The following is an 18,017-nucleotide window of genomic DNA, read 5'->3' as shown; positions in this document are numbered from 1 at the left end:
CACACGTCGAGCGATATGAAAAGGCTAGCTTGGAACCGGGGATACAAGGCAGGACTGACCAGATGGCGAGTGGGGCTGGCAGGTATGTTTGTGATCGCGACGGGGTACGGACACGCGCAATCGTACAGGATCGATTACACGCGGGAAGGTGCCTGGCGCTACACCCACCAACCCGAAACGGCTTATCTGCAGCACGGGCGAACAATAGACCATCAGTTGACGGGCATCGGCAATCGGCTTAACCAACTGTCCGTTGTCGATCCCCCTGTCTATTCTATCGTTCAGAGTGCACTGCATAACTACCTGTATCAGTTAGAAAAACAAAACCCTGATTACGGCAATACAGCCATTTACAACGCTGTTCTGCTCCGGCTGATGGCCATTGAAAAAACCGTAAACGGTGCGTTGGTTAAAGGCCGTCAACGGGCAATGGCAAACCCGACTGACGGGCCGCTGATCGAGGTTCATCTGGAACAACTGACGCCGGGGCAAACGCTACAACTGCGGCCCTACGCGATTCTGTTTCAACGGGCCAGCTACCGGTCGAAAGTGGTTTACATCGTGTCCAGCCACGAAACCGTCCGGCTGCTCCGGCGCAATGATGCGTACCAGTACGTGCAGTGCGGCACGTACCGGGGCTATCTTGGTACAGGCATGATTATCGGTATAGTGCCCTGACGCAAAACGGATGCACTACATCTGTCTGGCCTTACGAGTTAGAAACTGACGAGTCGACCAGCCGGTCAGAATCGGGAAGTACGGTAGGTTCTTCTTTCTTACAAGTCGTTCCGGTATTTTACTGTCCAATCTCTTTTCGTAAGTTGCCCGCCAATCCCGGACCATACCTATGAACAACCTTGTGGCCAGTTACCGGCTGGAATTGACAACGGTCAATGCGCTGAACCTGCTTATTCATAACTACCGCCGACAGGATATCGAATACCTACGCAAAAATCCTTCATTCGATTACGCGTGGCAGATGTATTGGCACGGTGATCATGAGACATTGACAATTGATAAATTCTGGCCTGTCTGGGCGGAGAAATTTGATTACCAAACCCAGGCCTACCTTTTACATTATGCCATGCAACGCTATGGTGAGGAAGCCTACCGCAACATAGATGGAGCCGCTGACTGGAAAAAGCGATTGGATCAGCTGCTCAACGAACAGCATCCTGATGACTCTGATGCCAATGATTGAATTAACAACCAACTCGTGTCGTGGGTAATATTCTGACTTATACCGTCGGAGAGCCAATGCCTGATCCGGCCCCGGCCCATATGGCTCCCGATGCACCAGTGGTTCGGGCAAATACCGATTTTTTGGACATCCATTTATATTCGGCCCAGTACCAGCAGGACCGTGTTATGTGGCAGACTGACGGGGCTCAATTAGGGTTATTCGTGCAGGATCAAGTCCCTTATCTTCTGGTTCATTTTCCGAATCACCAGGTTACATTCGATTGTCCCTTCAATATTCGTCGGGTATCGGAGAACATTCGCACCATCTGGATTAAGTCAGACCAGTCAACAGTGGGATTAATTCTGGCCAGCTACCCAACCAACTGCTTTTATGGAATGCAGCGGGTCGGGGTGAATTGGGCGACTGAGCTACGGAGAATTGCTCAACTGACAATGGACGCCTATCCGACTGCTGATGCGGTAGAGCGCCAACAGCGCCTTATCGAAGCTCGTTTCTCAACGGCGCAGATGTGGCAGCAACAGTATCAGCGGTGACCCGCCCGAAGGGGATTTCCTGCGGGGAAATCCATGACAGGGGGCTGGCAAATGCCAACAAACCTTTGCCAGAGTAAGATTATGCCACCATGACATTCCGGTTGAGGCTTTCCACGATGCTCACGATGCGACCGGTATCGATGGGAAAAACACTGGAAACACCCTGATCGTGGAGAGTCGTGAAGGGCGGCTCGAATAGCATCGCCCGGTCCACGATACCGTGTCTGACGAAACGGCTGATGATCGTCTGAATAAAGGGGTAGCTGACATATTCAGGGCGGTCGGCCATTGCCGTATATCTGCTACGTAGAGCCCGTAAAATTTCGTTAATGAGTTAGTTATACTGGTTTGACCTCTCACTATGGGCACCACTTTGGCAAGTAGTGTGTAGTACTCGGTATAAGAGTGAGTTTAGATCGCTGGCTGCTGTCTTTCGGGCTCGGATGGTCATAACGTTTTTTCAAGGATTAAGAGCATCAAGAATGACCCGCTCCGGCACGGTCCGCCGTTGCGGTACCGGCTTTTACACGTACATACATGGCAAAGTTGTTTGTTCGTTATAATTGATCGATAAGGGCGTAAATTCTGAATTAAACAGCTCTTTGTTAAGTGATTTATGGTTCTTCATGGCGGATATACGGCAGCGGCCAACTGTGTTAACGACCCAGTCGTACCTTAGACGCTTACCTGAACTAGGAAACAACTGATTAACTTTGCCTTTTTGACTACCTGTTGCACCATTTCCCACCATACCTTTGCGGCTGTGAAATGGTTGACAACCATACTATCTCTGTATCTGCTTGGTCTATCGCTATGGCCCTGTGCGGATGAACACCTGCCAATAGCGGGTCAGGACACCTATGTGTCCTCAATCAAAGGTTCACTTCCCGGATCGGCGCATCAACATGAGGATCAATGTACGCCGTTCTGTACCTGTGCCTGCTGCGCGGCTACGCTGACCGTTCTGCTTAAGTACGGTTATCGTTTAATCCCGCCCACAGATGGGGTGATGATTTCCACTGACCATTTCACCTACTCCCCCACGCATTGGGCTACCCCTGATGCGGCCATCTGGCAACCTCCTCAAATACGGGTCTGAACACCCCTCCGCTTTTATGAGCTGACTGCTGCACCTTTTTTAAAGGCGTGTGCAGTCCGTTTGTGTGCGGCATCTTCTTAACAATCACCTGTTCAGATTCTGTCATGCTGGATCGTATCATCCATTTTTCTATTCAGAATAAACTTATCATCGGGCTGCTCACACTAGCCCTAGTTACTTGGGGCGGTTATTCGCTCACCCGCCTGCCCATCGATGCCTTGCCCGATATTACCAATAACCAGGTACAGGTCATTACTCAAAGTCCGGCCCTGTCGGCCCCCGACGTTGAGCGACTCATCAGCTTTCCCATTGAGCAGACAATGGCCAATTTGCCGGGATTGCTCGAAGTGCGGTCCATCTCCCGCTTCGGTCTGTCGGTCGTCACGGTTGTCTTCGAGGATAATACTGATATTTACTTCGCCCGGCAGCAGGTTAGCGAACGCCTGATCGCGGCCCGATCCCAGATTCCGGCTGGCACGGGCGAGCCCGAATTGGGGCCAGTCTCGACGGGCTTGGGCGAAATCTACCAGTACGTCCTGCAACCCAAACCGGGGTACGAGAAGCAATACCCGGCGATGGAACTCCGCTCGATTCAGGACTGGATTGTGCGTCGTCAGTTGCTGGGCACGAAGGGTGTGGCAGAGGTGAGCAGTTTCGGGGGCTACCTCAAACAGTACGAAGTGGCGGTCGATCCCCAGCGGCTACGCGCGTCGGGCGTGACGATGAACGAGTTATTCTCCGCCTTAGAAACCAACAACCAGAATACCGGGGGGGCTTACATCGACCGACGACCCAATGCCTATTTCATTCGCTCTGAAGGCCTCATCCGCACGCTGGCTGACATCGGCAAGATTGTCGTTCACCGAACGCCGGGGGGGATTCCCGTGCTGGTGCGCGACGTGGCCCAGGTGCAGTTGGGGAGTGCTGTTCGCTACGGGGCAATGGTTCAGAACGGCAAAAGCGAGGTGGTGGGGGGCATCGTGCTCATGCTCAAAGGAGCCAATGCCGCGCAGGTAATCGGGCAGGTCAAACAGCGTATGGCACAGATCACCAAATCCCTGCCCCAGGGGGTCGAATTGCAGGCCTTTCTGGACCGCACCAAATTAGTGAACCGGGCCATCGGTACGGTTGAGAAAAACCTGATCGAAGGGGCCCTTATCGTCATTTTCGTGCTGGTGCTGCTGCTGGGCAACTGGCGGGCCGGGCTGGTGGTGGCTTCAGTCATTCCGCTAGCCATGCTGTTTGCCGTCTCATTAATGAATCTCTTCGGCGTGTCGGGAAATCTGATGAGTCTGGGAGCGATTGATTTCGGATTAATTGTGGACGGGGCCGTCATTATTGTCGAAGCTACCCTGCACCACATCGCGCAGAAAAAGTACCGCCATCACCTTACGCAAACCGAGATGGATGATGAAGTCTTTGAGTCGGCCAGTCGGATTCGTTCGTCAGCCGCCTTTGGCGAGATAATCATTCTGATCGTCTACCTGCCGATTCTGGCTTTAGTGGGCGTCGAGGGCAAGATGTTTCGCCCGATGGCCCAAACAGTGGTCTTCGCCATTATGGGGGCCTTTATCCTGTCGTTAACCTATGTGCCGATGATTTCGGCCTTGCTGCTGAGCCGCAAACCCATCCGGGAGGGTACCCAGACTATCTCCGACCGCATTGTCGGTTTCTTTCACCGCATCTATGACCCGGCCATTCGCTGGACGCTGAACCACCGGGGGATTGTGGTGGGCGGGTCGGTCGGGCTGCTGGTCGTCGCAGGGTTCATCTTCAGTCGCTTGGGGGGCGAGTTTATTCCTCAGTTAGACGAAGGGGATTTTGCCGTCGAAATGCGGGTGATGACCGGTGCCTCGCTGGCCGAATCCATCGAGGCTAACTTGAAGGCCGGTCGAATTCTGAAGGCCAGCTTCCCGGAAGTTATCGAGACGGTGGGCAAGATCGGCTCCAGCGAAATACCCACTGATCCAATGCCTTTGGAAGCCACCGACCTAATGGTGATCCTCAAAGACCGCGCCGACTGGACATCGGCCACCAGTCGGGAAGAACTGGCCGAACTGATGCAGGCGAAACTGCAACAGATTCCGGGCGTGAGTTTCAGTTTTCTCCAACCGATTCAGATGCGCTTCAGCGAATTGATTTCGGGGGTTAAGCAGGACATCGCTATCAAACTCTTCGGCGAGGATCTAGGGATACTGACTGATTACGCGGGCCGGATTGGTCGTATCGTTGGCTCGGTACCAGGAGCCGAAGATTTATATGTCGAACAGGTTTCGGGACTGCCCCAGATTGTGGTCAAGTTTGACCGCGATGCGCTGGCCCGCTTTGGCCTGTCGGTCGATGAGGCCAACCGTTCGTTGCAGGCGGCTTTTGCCGGGGCCACCGCCGGGGTGGTCTACGAAGGGGAACGGCGCTACGATCTGGTCGTCCGCCTACAGGCACAAAGTCGACAGCGGCTCGAAGACGTGCAGAACCTGCTCATCGGTACTCAGGACGACCAGCAAATTCCCCTGAGTCAGGTGGCCGACATTTCATTCCAGAATAGTGTCAACCAGATTCAGCGGGAAGATGCCAAACGGCGTATTACGGTGGCGTTCAACGTTCGGGGCCGGGATGTAGAGACGGTAGTGACGGAGTTGCAGGAGAAAATCAACGGACAGATCAAGTTGCCTCCAGGTTACTACGTTACCTACGGCGGGCAGTTTCAGAACTTGCAGGAAGCTAAAGACCGGCTCAGCATTGCCGTGCCAGTAGCTCTGGGCCTGATCTTCCTCCTCTTATTTTTTACCGTTAGCTCCATCCGGCAGAGCCTGCTGATTTTTTCGGCCATACCGCTATCAGCCATTGGAGGAGTGATGGCTCTGTCGCTCCGGGGCATGCCCTTCAGCATCTCGGCGGGGGTGGGATTCATCGCCCTCTTCGGGGTGGCTGTACTCAATGGCATCGTCCTAATTGGGGAGTTCAATCACCTCAAAACCGAAACTGACCTGGATCTCCGGGACCGCATTCTGCAAGGGACAGCCACGCGACTTCGACCAGTGATGATGACCGCCCTGGTAGCCTCGCTCGGCTTTTTGCCGATGGCGCTGGCCACCTCGGCGGGTGCTGAAGTACAGCGGCCCTTAGCTACGGTGGTTATCGGCGGACTGGTGTCGGCTACCCTGCTGACCCTGCTCGTACTGCCCTGTCTGTATTGGTGGGAACAGAGCACAGGGGAGAAAAATAACCCAAGGGGGGATAAGCCAACTACGGCTGCCCTACCACCAAATCACCCAACCGCCGTCGGAAAACTGACCGGTTGGCTGCTCTTGGTCGCGTTGGGCCTTGTCACCGGTATGACTACATCGGCAACCGCTCAGGTACCGCAACTGATGACCGGCTCCCTGTCCCTCGATGTCGCCCTGAAACAGGCAGCCACCAGTAACGGCACCGCCCGCATCAACGCCTTGAGTATCGCGCAGCAGCAGACGGGTCGCAGGGTCGCCCGTGACGTGGGGGCCACCAGCCTTTCCTGGCTGGCCGGTCAGTACAACAGCATCAATTTTGACAATAACTTTACCGTCTCCCAAAGCCTGCCCAACCCCAAATTAGTCCGGCAACTGGGCCGGCTGGCCGATGCGAACGTGGCCGGTAGTGAACTCCAGGCGCGGGTGAGCCAGAATGAACTGCGGACGCAGGTGAAAGGAGCTTATTATGACTGGCTGTATCTGGCTGAACGACGCCGGTTGCTTCGGGCGCAGGACAGCCTGCTGGTCGCGTTCCGGGCGGCTACCGAACTGCGGTTAAAAATCGGGGAGGGCACGGCCATCGAAGTCGCTACCGCCACTAATCAGGTAGGCGAGTTGCGCAACAGCTTAGCCCAGACCGAAGCGGACCGGCAGATCGTGCTCAGCCGCCTGCAAACGCTGCTCAACACCAATCAATCCATCCGCCCGACCGATAGTCTGCTTACGCGCCGGGCCTTGCCCCTGGTCACGGATTCGGCTACGCTGGCCGCTACGCCGGAACTGGCCCTGCTACGGCAGCAGACGGACATTGCGGCCCGGCAAACCGACGTCGAAAAAGCCCGGCTCTTACCCACCTTTTCGGTCGGCTATTTCAACCAGTCGCTTATCGGCACCTACACGGTGGACAATAAAGAAGTGACATACGGCGGAGGAAAGCGGTTTCAGGGTGTTTCAGCGGGTATCGCTGTACCGCTTTTCACCCGGCCCCAGCGTGCCCGCGTCGAAGCGGCCCGCCTGGGTCAGGATATCAGCCAGGCAACGCTGGCTTTAACCCAACGCAATCGACAGGGCGATCTGCGGGCGATAGGGCAGGAGATCGGCAAACTACAAAGCAGCCTGACCTACTACGAACAAACGGGACTGCCCACCGCCCGGCTGCTGGTCGAGAAAGCCGGGGTCGCCTTTCGGGCCGGAGAAATCGGGTATCTCCAGTACGCGCAGGCCCTCACGCAGGCCTTTCAGACCCGCTCCAGTTACGTCGACGTGCTGGGCAGCTATAATCAAACCGTCATCCGCCTAGAACAGATTCTGGGCTTACCCTGATACATCCATGCAACGAATCATCTTTTTCATTAGCCTGCTGGGTCTGACAATGGCCTGTAAACAATCCACCGAGACCCAAACGAACCCTTCTACCGAAGCCAAACCGGACTCCGATGCGCCGGTCGACGTGGTGGCCCTATCCGACGATCAGGTTCGCATCGGGGCGGTCGAACTGGGTCAGGTGGCCTACCGCAATCTGGGCCAACTGCTCCAGGTCAATGGCCGATTGGCGGTACCGGCGCAGAGTCAGGTCGCTATCACGGCCATCCAGGGCGGCTTTGTACGCAGCCTGCCCCTGCTGCCCGGTCAGCCGGTGCGTAAAGGACAGGTACTGGCCCGCATAGAGAATCCCGATCTGGTTCAGCTTCAGCAGGATTACGCCGAAAACGCCAGCCGCCTGACCTACCTGGAAGCGGAATATGCCCGGCAAAAGGAACTCAGCGAACAGAACGTGAGTGCTCTGAAGGTATTTCAGCAGACATCCGCCGAGCGGAATCAGATTCGCGCCCGCCAAAACGGGCTGGCCCAGCGGCTACGGCTGGTCGGGCTATCCCCTGCTGCTGCCCTGACGGGCCGGTTCAGCGCCTATTATTCGGTGATCGCTCCGGTTTCTGGTGTGGTGACCGACGTCTCGGTCAACGCGGGTCAATACGTGCAGCCCGCCGATCGGATTGCCCAGCTCACCAGTAGTCAGGGATTGTACGCCGAACTGACCGTTTTTGAAAAGGAATTACCCAAAATTCGGGCCGGTCAACGGGTCATCATCCGGCTCAATAACGAAGGGGGTAAAGAGCGGCTGGGGCGCATTACCTACATCAACCGGGCCATTGATGCGGACCGGTCGGTGCGGGTGGTGGCCAGACTCGACCAACCCGATGCCCGGTTATCACCGAACACCTTTCTGAAAGCCAGCCTGGATGTGGGCGACAGCCGGGTGACGGCCCTGCCCGAAGAAGCCATTGTTTCCGCCGAGGGGAAGGATTACATCTTTGTGGTGACCAGACAGACGGTCCCTGAACAGCACGAACCGGTTGGCGATCCCGACGAAGGGGATAATACGGCGGCTACCGGTAAACCAGCTCAACTCGAACGGCACGGTATCGCCTTTAAGCAGGTACCCGTGCGCCGGGGGGGCAGCGAGGGCGGCTATGCCCAGGTTACCCTGCCCGCCAGTTTCGATATTGTCCGCACGCGGGTGGCCATCAAAGGCGCGTTTGGCGTACTGTCACAACTTAAAGGCGGGGGTGAAGAGGAGTGAGTTTGCTGTTAGCGGGGGCACCGATCCGGTCAGCCCGGCCTATTTATCTATTCTGTTCATTTTGTTTATTATGACCACCCTGTTTCAGCAAATTATCACCTATGCCCTTGTGCCCACCATTGCCCTGACGGGCGGGGGCTTGCTGGCTCTGGTTATTCGGTTCGGCGTACAGGCCCGTTCGGCCATCCTCCACTTTGCGGCCGGAGTGGTCTTCTCGGTCGTGGCCGTTGAAATCCTGCCCGATGTAGTCCGGTTGCATAACCCGTGGCTGACGGTAATGGGCTTTAGCGGGGGCATCGCGCTGATGCTGCTGATCCGGCAGTTTACCGAATCGCCCACTGAAGAAACAGCGGACCCGCTGGTTGCCAGTTCAACTCGGGCCGCTGTCCTTCCCGTTGCTTTTCTGCTGGCCATTGGGGTCGACCTGTTCATCGACGGGTTGCTGCTGGGTATCGGCTTTACGGCCGGTGCCAGGGAAGGGGTGCTGCTGGCCTTCGCGCTGGGGGTGGAAGTATTATCGCTGGGCCTGGCCACGGCTACATCACTGACCGACGACGGGGTTGCCCGTTTCCGGATCGTTCGCCTGCTGCTGGGTATGTCAGGCGTATTCTTTACAAGTACGCTGATCGGGGCCACCCTGCTGCACAATTTACCGGAAACAGGTTTAGACATCGTACTCTCCTTTGGTCTGGCCGCGCTGCTGTTTTTAGTGACCGAAGAACTGTTGGTAGAGGCCCACGAGGGGAAAGAAAAGCCCTGGCTGACGGCTATGTTCTTTGTCGGCTTTTTGTTGTTTCTGGTGCTGGGTATCGTTGCCTGATACGCCAATCCATTGGCTGAATGACAGCCATTTTTTGCTAATATGGAAAAAAAAGATAGCTACCGGCCGACCCTGACCGCTTTGCAACGTTCGCTGATTGCACTGGTTTTCGGCGGGCTGATATGGTTTGTAACGGCCGGACGATATAGCTGGCAAATCCGGCTTCTGTTGGCGTGGCTGGCCTACGCGCTGATTGTATTAAGCCTGATCTGGGTCATTATTGGCTGGGCCGATACCCGCCAAACCGCACAGCGGGAGGACGAGAGCCGAACGGCCATCTATCTGTTAACCGTGGTTGGGGCCATGTTTAGTCTGTTTGGCGTCATTGCGCTGTTGGGGTCGATGCACGGGCTGTCCGCTTGGGAAACGACCCGGCACGTCGCCCTGTCGAGCCTGACGGTGGTTTGTTCGTGGACGCTGATGCACAGTGTCTTCATTCTGCACTACGCCCATATCTATTACAATCCCGGTTCGGATGCGGTAGTTGGCGGCTTAGAGTTTCCGGGTAACGAGCCACCCGATTACCTCGATTTCGCTTATTTCTCGTTCGTGATTGGCATGACGTATCAGGTCTCCGATGTGTCGATCAGCACGAAGCGGCTGCGTCGACTAAACCTGCTGCACAGCCTGTTGTCGTTTGTTTTCAATGTGCTCATCATTACGCTTACCATCAACTTTGTAACCAGCATACTCTAAGCAATCCCCATAAACAAGGACGCCGTTCTTACACTTTGTAAGCCAACCTATTATTACCCCCATACTGATGCTCTGGAACTTATTGATAGGCAGCATTTTATTAGGATCGGTTCACGCAGCCATTCCCAACCACTGGTTGCCAGTGGTACTGATTGGTCGCGCTGAGGGCTGGTCGGAGCGGGAAACGCTGGGCGTGGTGGCCCTGAGCGGCTTTTTCCATACGCTGAGTACGGTGGTGCTGGGTATTGTAATCGGAGCCATCGGCATCGAAGTGTCGGAGCGGTTAGAGGCTCAAACCCGGCTGGTTGCCTCGCTGCTGCTGGTGTTTATGGGGCTGATCTACTTCGCCATGCACGATGCCAACGCCGGATCGCCGGACCACCCCCACGAACACGTACCACGCGGACTCACGGGCCGCTCGAAAGCGACCATCATTACGACGCTATCGGTGGCCATGCTGTTTTCGCCTTGTCTGGAAATTGAAACGTTTTTCTTTACGGCTGGTACGCTGGGATGGTCGGCTATTACCACACTGGCGGTGGCTTATACGGTTGTGACCATCGCCTGCATGGTGGGCCTGACAGCAGTATCGTTTCGGGGGCTGGCCCAAGTCAACTGGCATTGGCTCGACCACTACGAGAAGCGTATTACCGGGGGCATATTGATTGCCCTCGGCATTTTTATCTTTTTTATTAAACTCTGAGAACTCAATGGCACACGATCACGACCACGAAGGGCACGATCACGACGAGGAAGATGACGTCGAATTAATCGAAGCGGGAACCACTCCGGCAGCCGATGTCGCACCAGCAAAGAAGGGCCCCGATCAGACCTGGCGTACCTATGCCCCGGCTGCTATCAGTTTGGTGTTGCTGCTGAGTGGTATCGCTCTGGATTATTATGTAGCTAGCAATCCATCCATGAGTTGGTTTAAAGACCCCATCCGACTCATATGGTATGTAGTAGCCTATTTACCCGTTGGCTGGCCGGTACTGAAGCGGGCTTGGAGCAGTATTATCCGGGGCGATGTGTTCACCGAATTTTTTCTGATGGGCGTGGCCACCCTCGGCGCGTTTGCCATCCGCGAATACCCGGAAGGGGTAGCCGTAATGCTGTTTTATACTATTGGCGAGTTGTTTCAGGATGCGGCCGTACTGCGGGCGCGTCGCAGTATCAAGGCCCTGCTCGATGTGCGGCCCGATGAAATAACGGTACTTCAAAACGGTCAGGCTCGAACGGTCAAAGCTGCCACGGTCGCCGTGGGGGATGTTGTCCAAATCAAGGCTGGGGAGAAAGTGGGTCTCGATGGCACGATGCGTTCGGAACGGGGCACCTTCGATACAGCGGCCCTGACGGGTGAGAGTGTACCGCGAACCATTGAGAAAGGAGAAGCGGTGCTGGCTGGCATGATAAACCGACAGTCACTGGTGGAAATGAACGTAACCACACCCTATCAGGATTCTAAGCTCTCGCGCATTCTCAAATTAGTGCAGCAGGCTACAGGACGCAAAGCTCAAACGCAGGAGTTCATTGCCCGATTTGCCAAAATTTATACCCCGGCTATTTGCGGACTGGCCCTGCTAATTACGGTCATACCCTGCTTCTTCGTCGCTGATTACCAGTTTCGGGACTGGCTATACCGGGGACTGGTTTTCCTAGTGATTGGCTGTCCCTGTGCGCTGGTGATCTCTATTCCGCTGGGCTATTTCGGCGGCATCGGGGCTGGGTCGAAACAGGGTATTCTGTTCAAAGGGTCGGTGTTTCTGGATCTGATGACCCAGCTGAAAACGGTGGTCATGGACAAAACGGGTACATTGACGAAAGGGGTGTTCAAGGTGCAGGAAGTCAAGCCGGTGGGTATAGATGCGGTTGAATTAACCCGGCTAACGGCTGCGCTCGAAAATAAATCGACCCACCCGGTAGCCACGGCCATCCTGGAGCATTCGGACAAAAGCTACGAAACTGTGTCAGTCGAGGGTGTGGAGGAAATTCCCGGGCACGGCATGAAAGGACGAGTCGACGGGAAAGAGTTACTGGCCGGAAACGCCAAGTTGCTCCGTAGGTTTGGTGTAACCTTCGACGAAGCCCTGACTCAGATTCCTTATACCATTGTTATGACGGCCATCGACGGACAGTTTGCGGGCTACTTCACGATTGCCGACGAGGTAAAACATGATGCTGCCGACGCGGTAAAACGCCTGAAAGCGGATGGTATCCGAACAGTAATGCTGTCGGGAGATAAAGCAGCGGTGGTTGAGATCGTAGCCAAACAGGTCGGCGTGGACGAATGGCACGGTGATCTGTTACCCGAAGACAAAGTCGCGCAGGTTGAACGGCTAAAAGCTGAGTTGGCTGGTAATCCAAAAGCAAAGCTGGCCTTCGTCGGCGACGGCGTAAACGATGCCCCGGTAGTCGCGCTGGCCGACGTGGGGATGGCGATGGGTGGCCTTGGTTCGGATGCCACCATCGAAACCGCCGATGTCATTATTCAAAACGACGAACCGGCCAAGATTGCCATAGCGGTGGAGATTGGCCGGGCCACACGCCGAATCGTCTGGCAAAATATTACCCTGTCGATGGTGGTAAAAGCGATTGTTCTCATCCTCGGCGCGGGTGGACTTGCTACAATGTGGGAAGCGGTCTTTGCCGATGTGGGCGTAGCGATGCTGGCCATTATAAACGCAGTACGGGTGCAGAATATAAAATTTAAGTAAGCATTTCAAAGAGTATTAAGTAGCGATTTTCTATGGGCGCTATTGCTGGATCAATTCTTATTTTTGTTATCGCCGGTTTCTGTGAAATCGGGGGCGGGTACTTGGTCTGGCTCTGGATTAAGGAAGACAAACCGCTTTTATATGGCCTGGCAGGCGGTATGCTGCTGGCGGTGTACGGTGTCGTGGCCACACTTCAACCCGCCGGGTTTGGGCGGGTCTACGCTACGTACGGCGGTTTTTTTATTGTTATGGCCTTACTTTGGGCATGGAAAGTAGACGGCTTTCGACCCGATCAGTATGATATCGTCGGGGCTATCGTCGCACTCATTGGGGTTTGCATTATTTACTATGCACCGAGAAACTAATCGCATTTCAGTACTTAAAAACGGGGTCATTCTCTAATAGATAGCCCCCGTTGAAGCGTTGTTGAGAAAGAGTAGAATCCTTTTCTACTTATATAACAGCCAACTGATTTGGCGATTGATATATTGGTAGGTTTTCTGCATTGACCGCCTGTTATTGAAAAGACAGATATACCAGCAAATCAACGTCGTGGTCCTGTACACACACACACAAGAATTAATCAGTTAAATAGCAGATGTTTTAGACGGTATTTCGATGGTACTCATAACAGAGTGAGTTTTGCCATTATAATCCATAAATAGGTCGAAAATTTCAATTGAATCCCCGCCATTCGTACTGGCATATTCACTACCACCAAAGCTGGGTGGTAGATACCGGGTATGATCTACTGCCAGTTTTGCTTTCGCCATCATGCGCTATCTATTTTGTTTACTCATCTCTGCAACTGCCCTTTTGGCTCAAGGGCAATCATTCAACAATACCCAGACTATAGCAACTGGTCATCTTCCCGTCGCTGTAACTGATGATACCGGAACTGTTCATCTAGTTTTTGGGCAGGATTCGATCATCTATTACACGACAGCCAGCGAAAAGACAGCTCACGTAAGCCAGCCCCTCGTTGTTGCCACCCTGCCGGGTTTAGTGGCTGGTGCAAAGCGCGGCCCACAACTAGCCCTCACCGATCAGTTTATCGTCATTACAGCTGTCAATCGAGTGGGGGATATATTCGCGTATTCACTCGACCGGAAAACGGGACGGTGGTCTCCAGCGACCAGAATAAACGACGTACCTGAAATAGCCAAAGAAGGTTTTCAGGCGGTGGCAGGGGCCACAGCTGGCGTCTTCCATGCGGCCTGGCTGGATCTGCGTGATGACAGGCAAAATAAACTTGTTGGTGCTACCTCAACGGACGGGGGCCGTACCTGGTCTGTCAATCAAGTTATCTATCGCTCACCAGAAGGCACGGTTTGCGAATGTTGCCGGGTATCAATGGCCGTCAGCGGAGAAGACATTTATGTACAGTTCAGAAATTCACTGGGCGGTTCGCGGGATATGTTCCTTGTTCACTCGGCCGATGGCGGCAAAACGTACACTCCGGCACAAAAGCTTGGCACTGGCACCTGGAAGCTCAACGCCTGCCCAATGGATGGCGGTGCGGTGGTCCTTACTGCAACGGGACAACCACTAACCGTCTGGCGACGGGAAAATACTCTTTTTACCTGTCAGCCAGGTCAACCGGAACAAGCATTTGGGACGGGTCGTAACGTAACCCTGAGTCAAAGTTCGACCGCGTCAGTAGTTGCCTGGGATGAAGGCGGCACGGTTTGGATAAAAGTTAATGATAAAGCTCCTGTTTCATTTGGTGCAGGCCAGATACCCAGCCTGGCTATAAGTGGACGGACGGTATTCTGTGTTTGGGAAGCTCAGGGACAGGTAGTACTAAAACGTGTGGTGCTGTGATCGTTCAAGCCCATTCGAAGTAGTAAACCAACAAGCCCCATCACTTGAATAGAAACGGCACTTGTTGGTAGAAACTTAGGCAATTGTATGGGCACCCTGAGCCATCTTATGGCAGGCTTCTGCACACCGGCGGCAGGCTTCGGCGCACTGCCGACAGTGGTCCATGTGCGCTACGTGTTTTTCGCACTCGGCCGCACAGGCTTCACAGATATGGGCGCAAAGTTTACATACATCAGCCGCGTGAGCGCTTCCGCTGGCCATGAACGAAACGGCGGTATAGCAAATTTTAGCGCAGTCCCGGTCGAGCCGGATACAGTCTACCATCATCTGAACGTCCGTTTCACCAAGACAGGCCTGTGCGCAGGCATCGCAACTAATAGCGCAATCCTGACAGGCTTCAATACAATCCTGATACTGCTGGGGCATTAAGGCAGTTGCCATAAGAGTTTTGGTTTGGTTTACTTTTAGCTCAACTGATAATCAGCAGATAGGTTGAATAGACTTTTTCAGTTTCTATCATTTTAGCCGGCATCCACAAATTTTGTAATCACCCTGCCTAATCCTGTAAAACAACCCTGTTTCAAAGCCTTTACCTTTGCCGATGTAACCGTGTATCCTGATGCGAACATCACTCCATACCAGACTCTTCTGCTGCTGGCTGGCCATATTGGTCTTGCTGAGCAGTACGGGCTTTGGCATGGTGGAACATTGGTGTCAGATGCGTGGCCACACGAAAACCCTGCTGGTAGCTCAGAAAGGGTGCCCTAAACCTTGCCGGGCAGATGAACCAGTGGCCCCTGTTACAGGTGGTCCGGTTCTGAAAAAGCAACCCTGCTGCAAAACAACCTTCACTTACGAACATCTCGATGTGAGTGGCTCTATGGCCGACTATCACCCGCTGTCAACCCCTAGTCCAGCGGCTTTTCTGCCTAATCCGCAATTTCAGTTTCTGCTGGCGGCTCTTCTTCCGCCCGCTTCGGTCCAGTCTATTCTGCCGACTGCCGACACCCCACTTCATCGAACGGGGCGTTTCCGGCTCATCTCCCTCTGTACTTGGCTAATCTGAGTCAATCGTTTCGGCGGTCCAACTGTATGACCGCCACTCGCTAACGGATGGCTTTAAACATCCCAGTTGGCGATACTCCTGTACGCCCAGCCGTTGCGGCTACGTCTTATCGCACGGATTTGTATCAACATTTTTTGGCCTAACCCGTTCGGCCTTTCCACCAGAGACTACGCATCGTTTGGTGGAAGGTCGCCCCTACGTACGTTTTTACCAAACTATATATTTCTATGAACAACCGTATCACCTATGGGCTGTCGCTCCGGCGCACCAGTTCGGTGTGGTCACTGGCCACGGCGTTTCCATTTCTCGCTCTGTGGGGCTGTAACTCGCACGACATGTCGTCTATGCAGCCGACCGTCGGCGCGGCCGAACTGAACATCAACTACCCGGCCGCTTACGTGGTAAATGCAGAAGGCAATAGTCTATCCGTCATTGATTTATCGAGCCAACAGGTAAAAGAAACCATTTCATTTGGCGAGGCGTCGGGGGGACACGGTAGTATGAATACAGTCGATATGGTGATGTGGCCGCACCATATTTACCTCTCACCCGATGGCAGCAGGCTGGGGGTAGGCGTCCCTGGCATGGACCTCAGCGCGGGCCACGCTGGTGGCACATCGGGCATGAAGGGCCGGGTATTGGTAGTGGACCCGAAGACGGGGGCAACCTCTATCAATCAGCAAACACCGGTGATGAATCATAACGCCGTGTTTTCGCCTGACGGTTCTGAAATCTGGACTTCACAGATGGATGAAGCTGGTAAGGTATTAGTGTACAATGCCAGTACGATGGCCTTAAAAAACACCATTATAGTCGGTATGGAACCCGCCGAGGTAACGATGTCGGCTAATGGGCAATATGCGTTTGTGGCCAACGGTATGAGCAATACGGTGTCGGTCATTCGTGTCTCCGACAAGGCTGTTGTGAAGACAATTCCAGTGGGCGATGATCCGGTCGGTGCATGGCCAGGAGCCGATGGACGAATGTACGTGGACAACGAAAAGGGTCAAAGTATCAGCGTCATCGATGTAAACACGCTGGCTGTGGTAGAAACGGTCAAGTTGGGCTTTACACCCGGCTACGCGGCTTATCATCCTACCCGTAATGAACTCTGGGTCAGTCAGGCCGGTACCGGTACCAAGGTAGCCATCTTCGAGCGTATGAACGGAGCATGGATGAAGATGGGCGAGGTACAAACGGGTCTCGATGCTCATGCTGTTACCTTCACCAAAGATGCAGCAACGGCATATGTTACCAACCAGGGCGCGGCAACCGTATCGGTGGTGGACGTTGCAAAACGCACTAAAACCAAGGACATCGCAGTGGGTAATAAACCTAATGGCATTGTACTCAAATACTAAATCCCACTTTGGGTATCCGATTCCGGCATGAACGTATTATTCAAATCTATCGCGTTGCTCACGCTGTTGGCGGGGCCGATAGCGTACCCCGTTCGGGCACAGCTTAGTCTGCCTGAGCCGTCGCCCTCGACGACGATCAAGCAAAAAGTAGGCTTCACGGACCTGACCATCGACTACTCACGCCCGGCAGTTAAAGGACGTACCATCTTCGGCGGGTTGGTGCCTTACGGAAAAATCTGGCGGACTGGTGCTTCGGATGCGACTATCCTGACGCTAACCGATCCGGCTACAGTCGGGGGCAAGCTTTTAGCCGCTGGTCGTTACTCGCTATTCACGATTCCCAACCGGGCTGATTGGACAATTATTCTGAATAAACACGTAGGGGGACACGGGTTGGATGGCTATGACGAGAAGGACGACGTAATGCGGTTCACCGTCAAGGCTGATTCGTCGGTCCGCTTCTATGAGTCATTTACCATTGAAGTGCAGGACTTGGTCAGGAATCAGGCTACCATCTACTTGAATTGGGCTAATACATCGGTTCATTTTCCTGTTGTGAGTAACGCCGACGAACGGATTACGGCTGAAATCATGGACCGCATCAACGTCAGGAAAGAAGACAAGCCTGGACTGTATTACCAGGCAGCTCTGTATTATTTCGATCAGGAAAAGGATACAAAGCAGGCTCTTGGCTGGGCTACAAAGTCTGTCGAATTGAAGCCAGCCTTTAATTACCTGCATCTGCAAGCGAAGTTACTGGCCCGTGCGGGGGACTACAAAGGGGCAATCGCTGCTGCTCAAAAGTCAGCGCAGGCTGCCCAACAGGACAAGTTTACCGAGTATGTAACCCTCAACAATCGGCTCATTGCCGAGTGGGAAAAGAAGCTGTAGG

General features: G+C 54.2%; 17 protein-coding genes. 15 read left to right on the top strand and 2 right to left on the bottom strand.

The window, feature by feature from the left end; translation table 11 throughout:
• Positions 1-15: 15 nt before the first annotated feature.
• The 3 genes from CLV58_RS17760 to CLV58_RS17750 all read left to right on the top strand — a co-directional run bounded on the left by CLV58_RS17760 (position 16) and on the right by CLV58_RS17750 (position 1,737).
• A complete protein-coding gene (locus CLV58_RS17760) occupies positions 16-678 on the top strand; it encodes a hypothetical protein (protein WP_146141463.1) in 663 nt (220 codons plus the stop codon).
• 169 nt (positions 679-847) lie between these two features.
• Positions 848-1,201 carry a hypothetical protein gene (locus CLV58_RS17755; protein WP_106139158.1) on the top strand — a complete coding sequence of 118 codons (354 nt, stop codon included), beginning with the start codon at positions 848-850 and terminating at the stop codon, positions 1,199-1,201.
• Positions 1,202-1,221: 20 nt separating this feature from the next.
• Positions 1,222-1,737, top strand: coding sequence for a hypothetical protein (locus CLV58_RS17750; RefSeq protein ID WP_146141462.1), 516 nt, complete (start codon positions 1,222-1,224; stop codon positions 1,735-1,737).
• A gap of 79 nt (positions 1,738-1,816) precedes the next feature.
• On the opposite strand, the gene CLV58_RS17745 is transcribed toward CLV58_RS17750, so the two are convergent.
• The gene (locus CLV58_RS17745; RefSeq protein ID WP_106139156.1) at positions 1,817-2,026 is read right to left on the bottom strand and encodes a hypothetical protein; all 210 of its coding nucleotides are present in this window, start codon (positions 2,024-2,026) and stop codon (positions 1,817-1,819) included.
• A 474-nt stretch (positions 2,027-2,500) separates the two neighbouring features.
• On the opposite strand from CLV58_RS17745, the gene CLV58_RS29070 reads away from it, so the two are divergent.
• The 9 genes from CLV58_RS29070 (at position 2,501) to CLV58_RS17695 (ending at position 14,698) form a co-directional block, all read left to right on the top strand.
• Positions 2,501-2,836 carry a DUF6660 family protein gene (locus CLV58_RS29070; RefSeq protein WP_106139222.1) on the top strand — a complete coding sequence of 112 codons (336 nt, stop codon included), beginning with the start codon at positions 2,501-2,503 and terminating at the stop codon, positions 2,834-2,836.
• A gap of 104 nt (positions 2,837-2,940) precedes the next feature.
• A complete protein-coding gene (locus CLV58_RS17735) occupies positions 2,941-7,386 on the top strand; it encodes a CusA/CzcA family heavy metal efflux RND transporter (RefSeq protein ID WP_106139155.1) in 4,446 nt (1,481 codons plus the stop codon).
• 7 nt (positions 7,387-7,393) lie between these two features.
• Positions 7,394-8,644 (top strand): efflux RND transporter periplasmic adaptor subunit, encoded by a 1,251-nt coding sequence (locus CLV58_RS17730; RefSeq protein ID WP_106139154.1) that lies wholly within the window; start codon positions 7,394-7,396, stop codon positions 8,642-8,644.
• 70 nt (positions 8,645-8,714) lie between these two features.
• A complete protein-coding gene (locus CLV58_RS17725; RefSeq protein WP_106139153.1) occupies positions 8,715-9,464 on the top strand; it encodes a ZIP family metal transporter in 750 nt (249 codons plus the stop codon).
• Between the two features lie 42 nt (positions 9,465-9,506).
• Positions 9,507-10,160: a DUF1345 domain-containing protein gene (locus tag CLV58_RS17720; RefSeq protein ID WP_106139152.1), complete on the top strand. Its 654-nt coding sequence runs from the start codon at positions 9,507-9,509 to the stop codon at positions 10,158-10,160.
• 67 nt (positions 10,161-10,227) lie between these two features.
• Positions 10,228-10,863, top strand: a complete 636-nt coding sequence (locus tag CLV58_RS17715) for a hypothetical protein (RefSeq protein WP_106139151.1) — start codon at positions 10,228-10,230, stop codon at positions 10,861-10,863.
• A 7-nt stretch (positions 10,864-10,870) separates the two neighbouring features.
• Positions 10,871-12,874, top strand: a complete 2,004-nt coding sequence (locus CLV58_RS17710) for a heavy metal translocating P-type ATPase (protein ID WP_106139150.1) — start codon at positions 10,871-10,873, stop codon at positions 12,872-12,874.
• A gap of 32 nt (positions 12,875-12,906) precedes the next feature.
• Positions 12,907-13,239: a YnfA family protein gene (locus tag CLV58_RS17705; protein WP_106139149.1), complete on the top strand. Its 333-nt coding sequence runs from the start codon at positions 12,907-12,909 to the stop codon at positions 13,237-13,239.
• Positions 13,240-13,648: 409 nt separating this feature from the next.
• Positions 13,649-14,698 (top strand): sialidase family protein, encoded by a 1,050-nt coding sequence (locus tag CLV58_RS17695; RefSeq protein ID WP_106139147.1) that lies wholly within the window; start codon positions 13,649-13,651, stop codon positions 14,696-14,698.
• 75 nt (positions 14,699-14,773) lie between these two features.
• On the opposite strand, the gene CLV58_RS17690 is transcribed toward CLV58_RS17695, so the two are convergent.
• Positions 14,774-15,139, bottom strand: coding sequence for a four-helix bundle copper-binding protein (locus tag CLV58_RS17690; RefSeq protein ID WP_106139146.1), 366 nt, complete (start codon positions 15,137-15,139; stop codon positions 14,774-14,776).
• A 178-nt stretch (positions 15,140-15,317) separates the two neighbouring features.
• Between CLV58_RS17690 and CLV58_RS17685 the strand changes: the two genes are divergently transcribed.
• The 3 genes from CLV58_RS17685 to CLV58_RS17675 all read left to right on the top strand — a co-directional run bounded on the left by CLV58_RS17685 (position 15,318) and on the right by CLV58_RS17675 (position 18,016).
• Positions 15,318-15,764 carry a hypothetical protein gene (locus tag CLV58_RS17685; RefSeq protein ID WP_106139145.1) on the top strand — a complete coding sequence of 149 codons (447 nt, stop codon included), beginning with the start codon at positions 15,318-15,320 and terminating at the stop codon, positions 15,762-15,764.
• A gap of 227 nt (positions 15,765-15,991) precedes the next feature.
• Positions 15,992-17,125, top strand: coding sequence for a YncE family protein (locus CLV58_RS17680; protein WP_106139144.1), 1,134 nt, complete (start codon positions 15,992-15,994; stop codon positions 17,123-17,125).
• A 27-nt stretch (positions 17,126-17,152) separates the two neighbouring features.
• Positions 17,153-18,016 carry a DUF2911 domain-containing protein gene (locus CLV58_RS17675; RefSeq protein WP_106139143.1) on the top strand — a complete coding sequence of 288 codons (864 nt, stop codon included), beginning with the start codon at positions 17,153-17,155 and terminating at the stop codon, positions 18,014-18,016.
• Position 18,017: the final 1 nt, after the last annotated feature.

Origin of the sequence: Spirosoma oryzae (assembly GCF_003002825.1) — a bacterium.
In the GTDB taxonomy this organism is placed as follows: Bacteria; Bacteroidota; Bacteroidia; order Cytophagales; family Spirosomataceae; genus Spirosoma; species Spirosoma oryzae.
The sequence above is the reverse complement of the archived record's forward strand: the minus strand, read 5'-3'. Positions and strand labels throughout refer to the sequence as shown.

Coding starts and splice junctions, on each gene's coding strand:
- CLV58_RS17760 (WP_146141463.1), top strand. CDS start 16: ATGAAAAGGCTAGCTTGGAACCGGGGATACAAGGCAGGACTGACCAGA.
- CLV58_RS17755 (WP_106139158.1), top strand. CDS start 848: ATGAACAACCTTGTGGCCAGTTACCGGCTGGAATTGACAACGGTCAAT.
- CLV58_RS17745 (WP_106139156.1), bottom strand. CDS start 2,026: ATGGCCGACCGCCCTGAATATGTCAGCTACCCCTTTATTCAGACGATC.
- CLV58_RS17735 (WP_106139155.1), top strand. CDS start 2,941: ATGCTGGATCGTATCATCCATTTTTCTATTCAGAATAAACTTATCATC.
- CLV58_RS17730 (WP_106139154.1), top strand. CDS start 7,394: ATGCAACGAATCATCTTTTTCATTAGCCTGCTGGGTCTGACAATGGCC.
- CLV58_RS17725 (WP_106139153.1), top strand. CDS start 8,715: ATGACCACCCTGTTTCAGCAAATTATCACCTATGCCCTTGTGCCCACC.
- CLV58_RS17720 (WP_106139152.1), top strand. CDS start 9,507: ATGGAAAAAAAAGATAGCTACCGGCCGACCCTGACCGCTTTGCAACGT.
- CLV58_RS17715 (WP_106139151.1), top strand. CDS start 10,228: ATGCTCTGGAACTTATTGATAGGCAGCATTTTATTAGGATCGGTTCAC.
- CLV58_RS17710 (WP_106139150.1), top strand. CDS start 10,871: ATGGCACACGATCACGACCACGAAGGGCACGATCACGACGAGGAAGAT.
- CLV58_RS17705 (WP_106139149.1), top strand. CDS start 12,907: ATGGGCGCTATTGCTGGATCAATTCTTATTTTTGTTATCGCCGGTTTC.
- CLV58_RS17695 (WP_106139147.1), top strand. CDS start 13,649: ATGCGCTATCTATTTTGTTTACTCATCTCTGCAACTGCCCTTTTGGCT.
- CLV58_RS17690 (WP_106139146.1), bottom strand. CDS start 15,139: ATGGCAACTGCCTTAATGCCCCAGCAGTATCAGGATTGTATTGAAGCC.
- CLV58_RS17685 (WP_106139145.1), top strand. CDS start 15,318: ATGCGAACATCACTCCATACCAGACTCTTCTGCTGCTGGCTGGCCATA.
- CLV58_RS17680 (WP_106139144.1), top strand. CDS start 15,992: ATGAACAACCGTATCACCTATGGGCTGTCGCTCCGGCGCACCAGTTCG.
- CLV58_RS17675 (WP_106139143.1), top strand. CDS start 17,153: ATGAACGTATTATTCAAATCTATCGCGTTGCTCACGCTGTTGGCGGGG.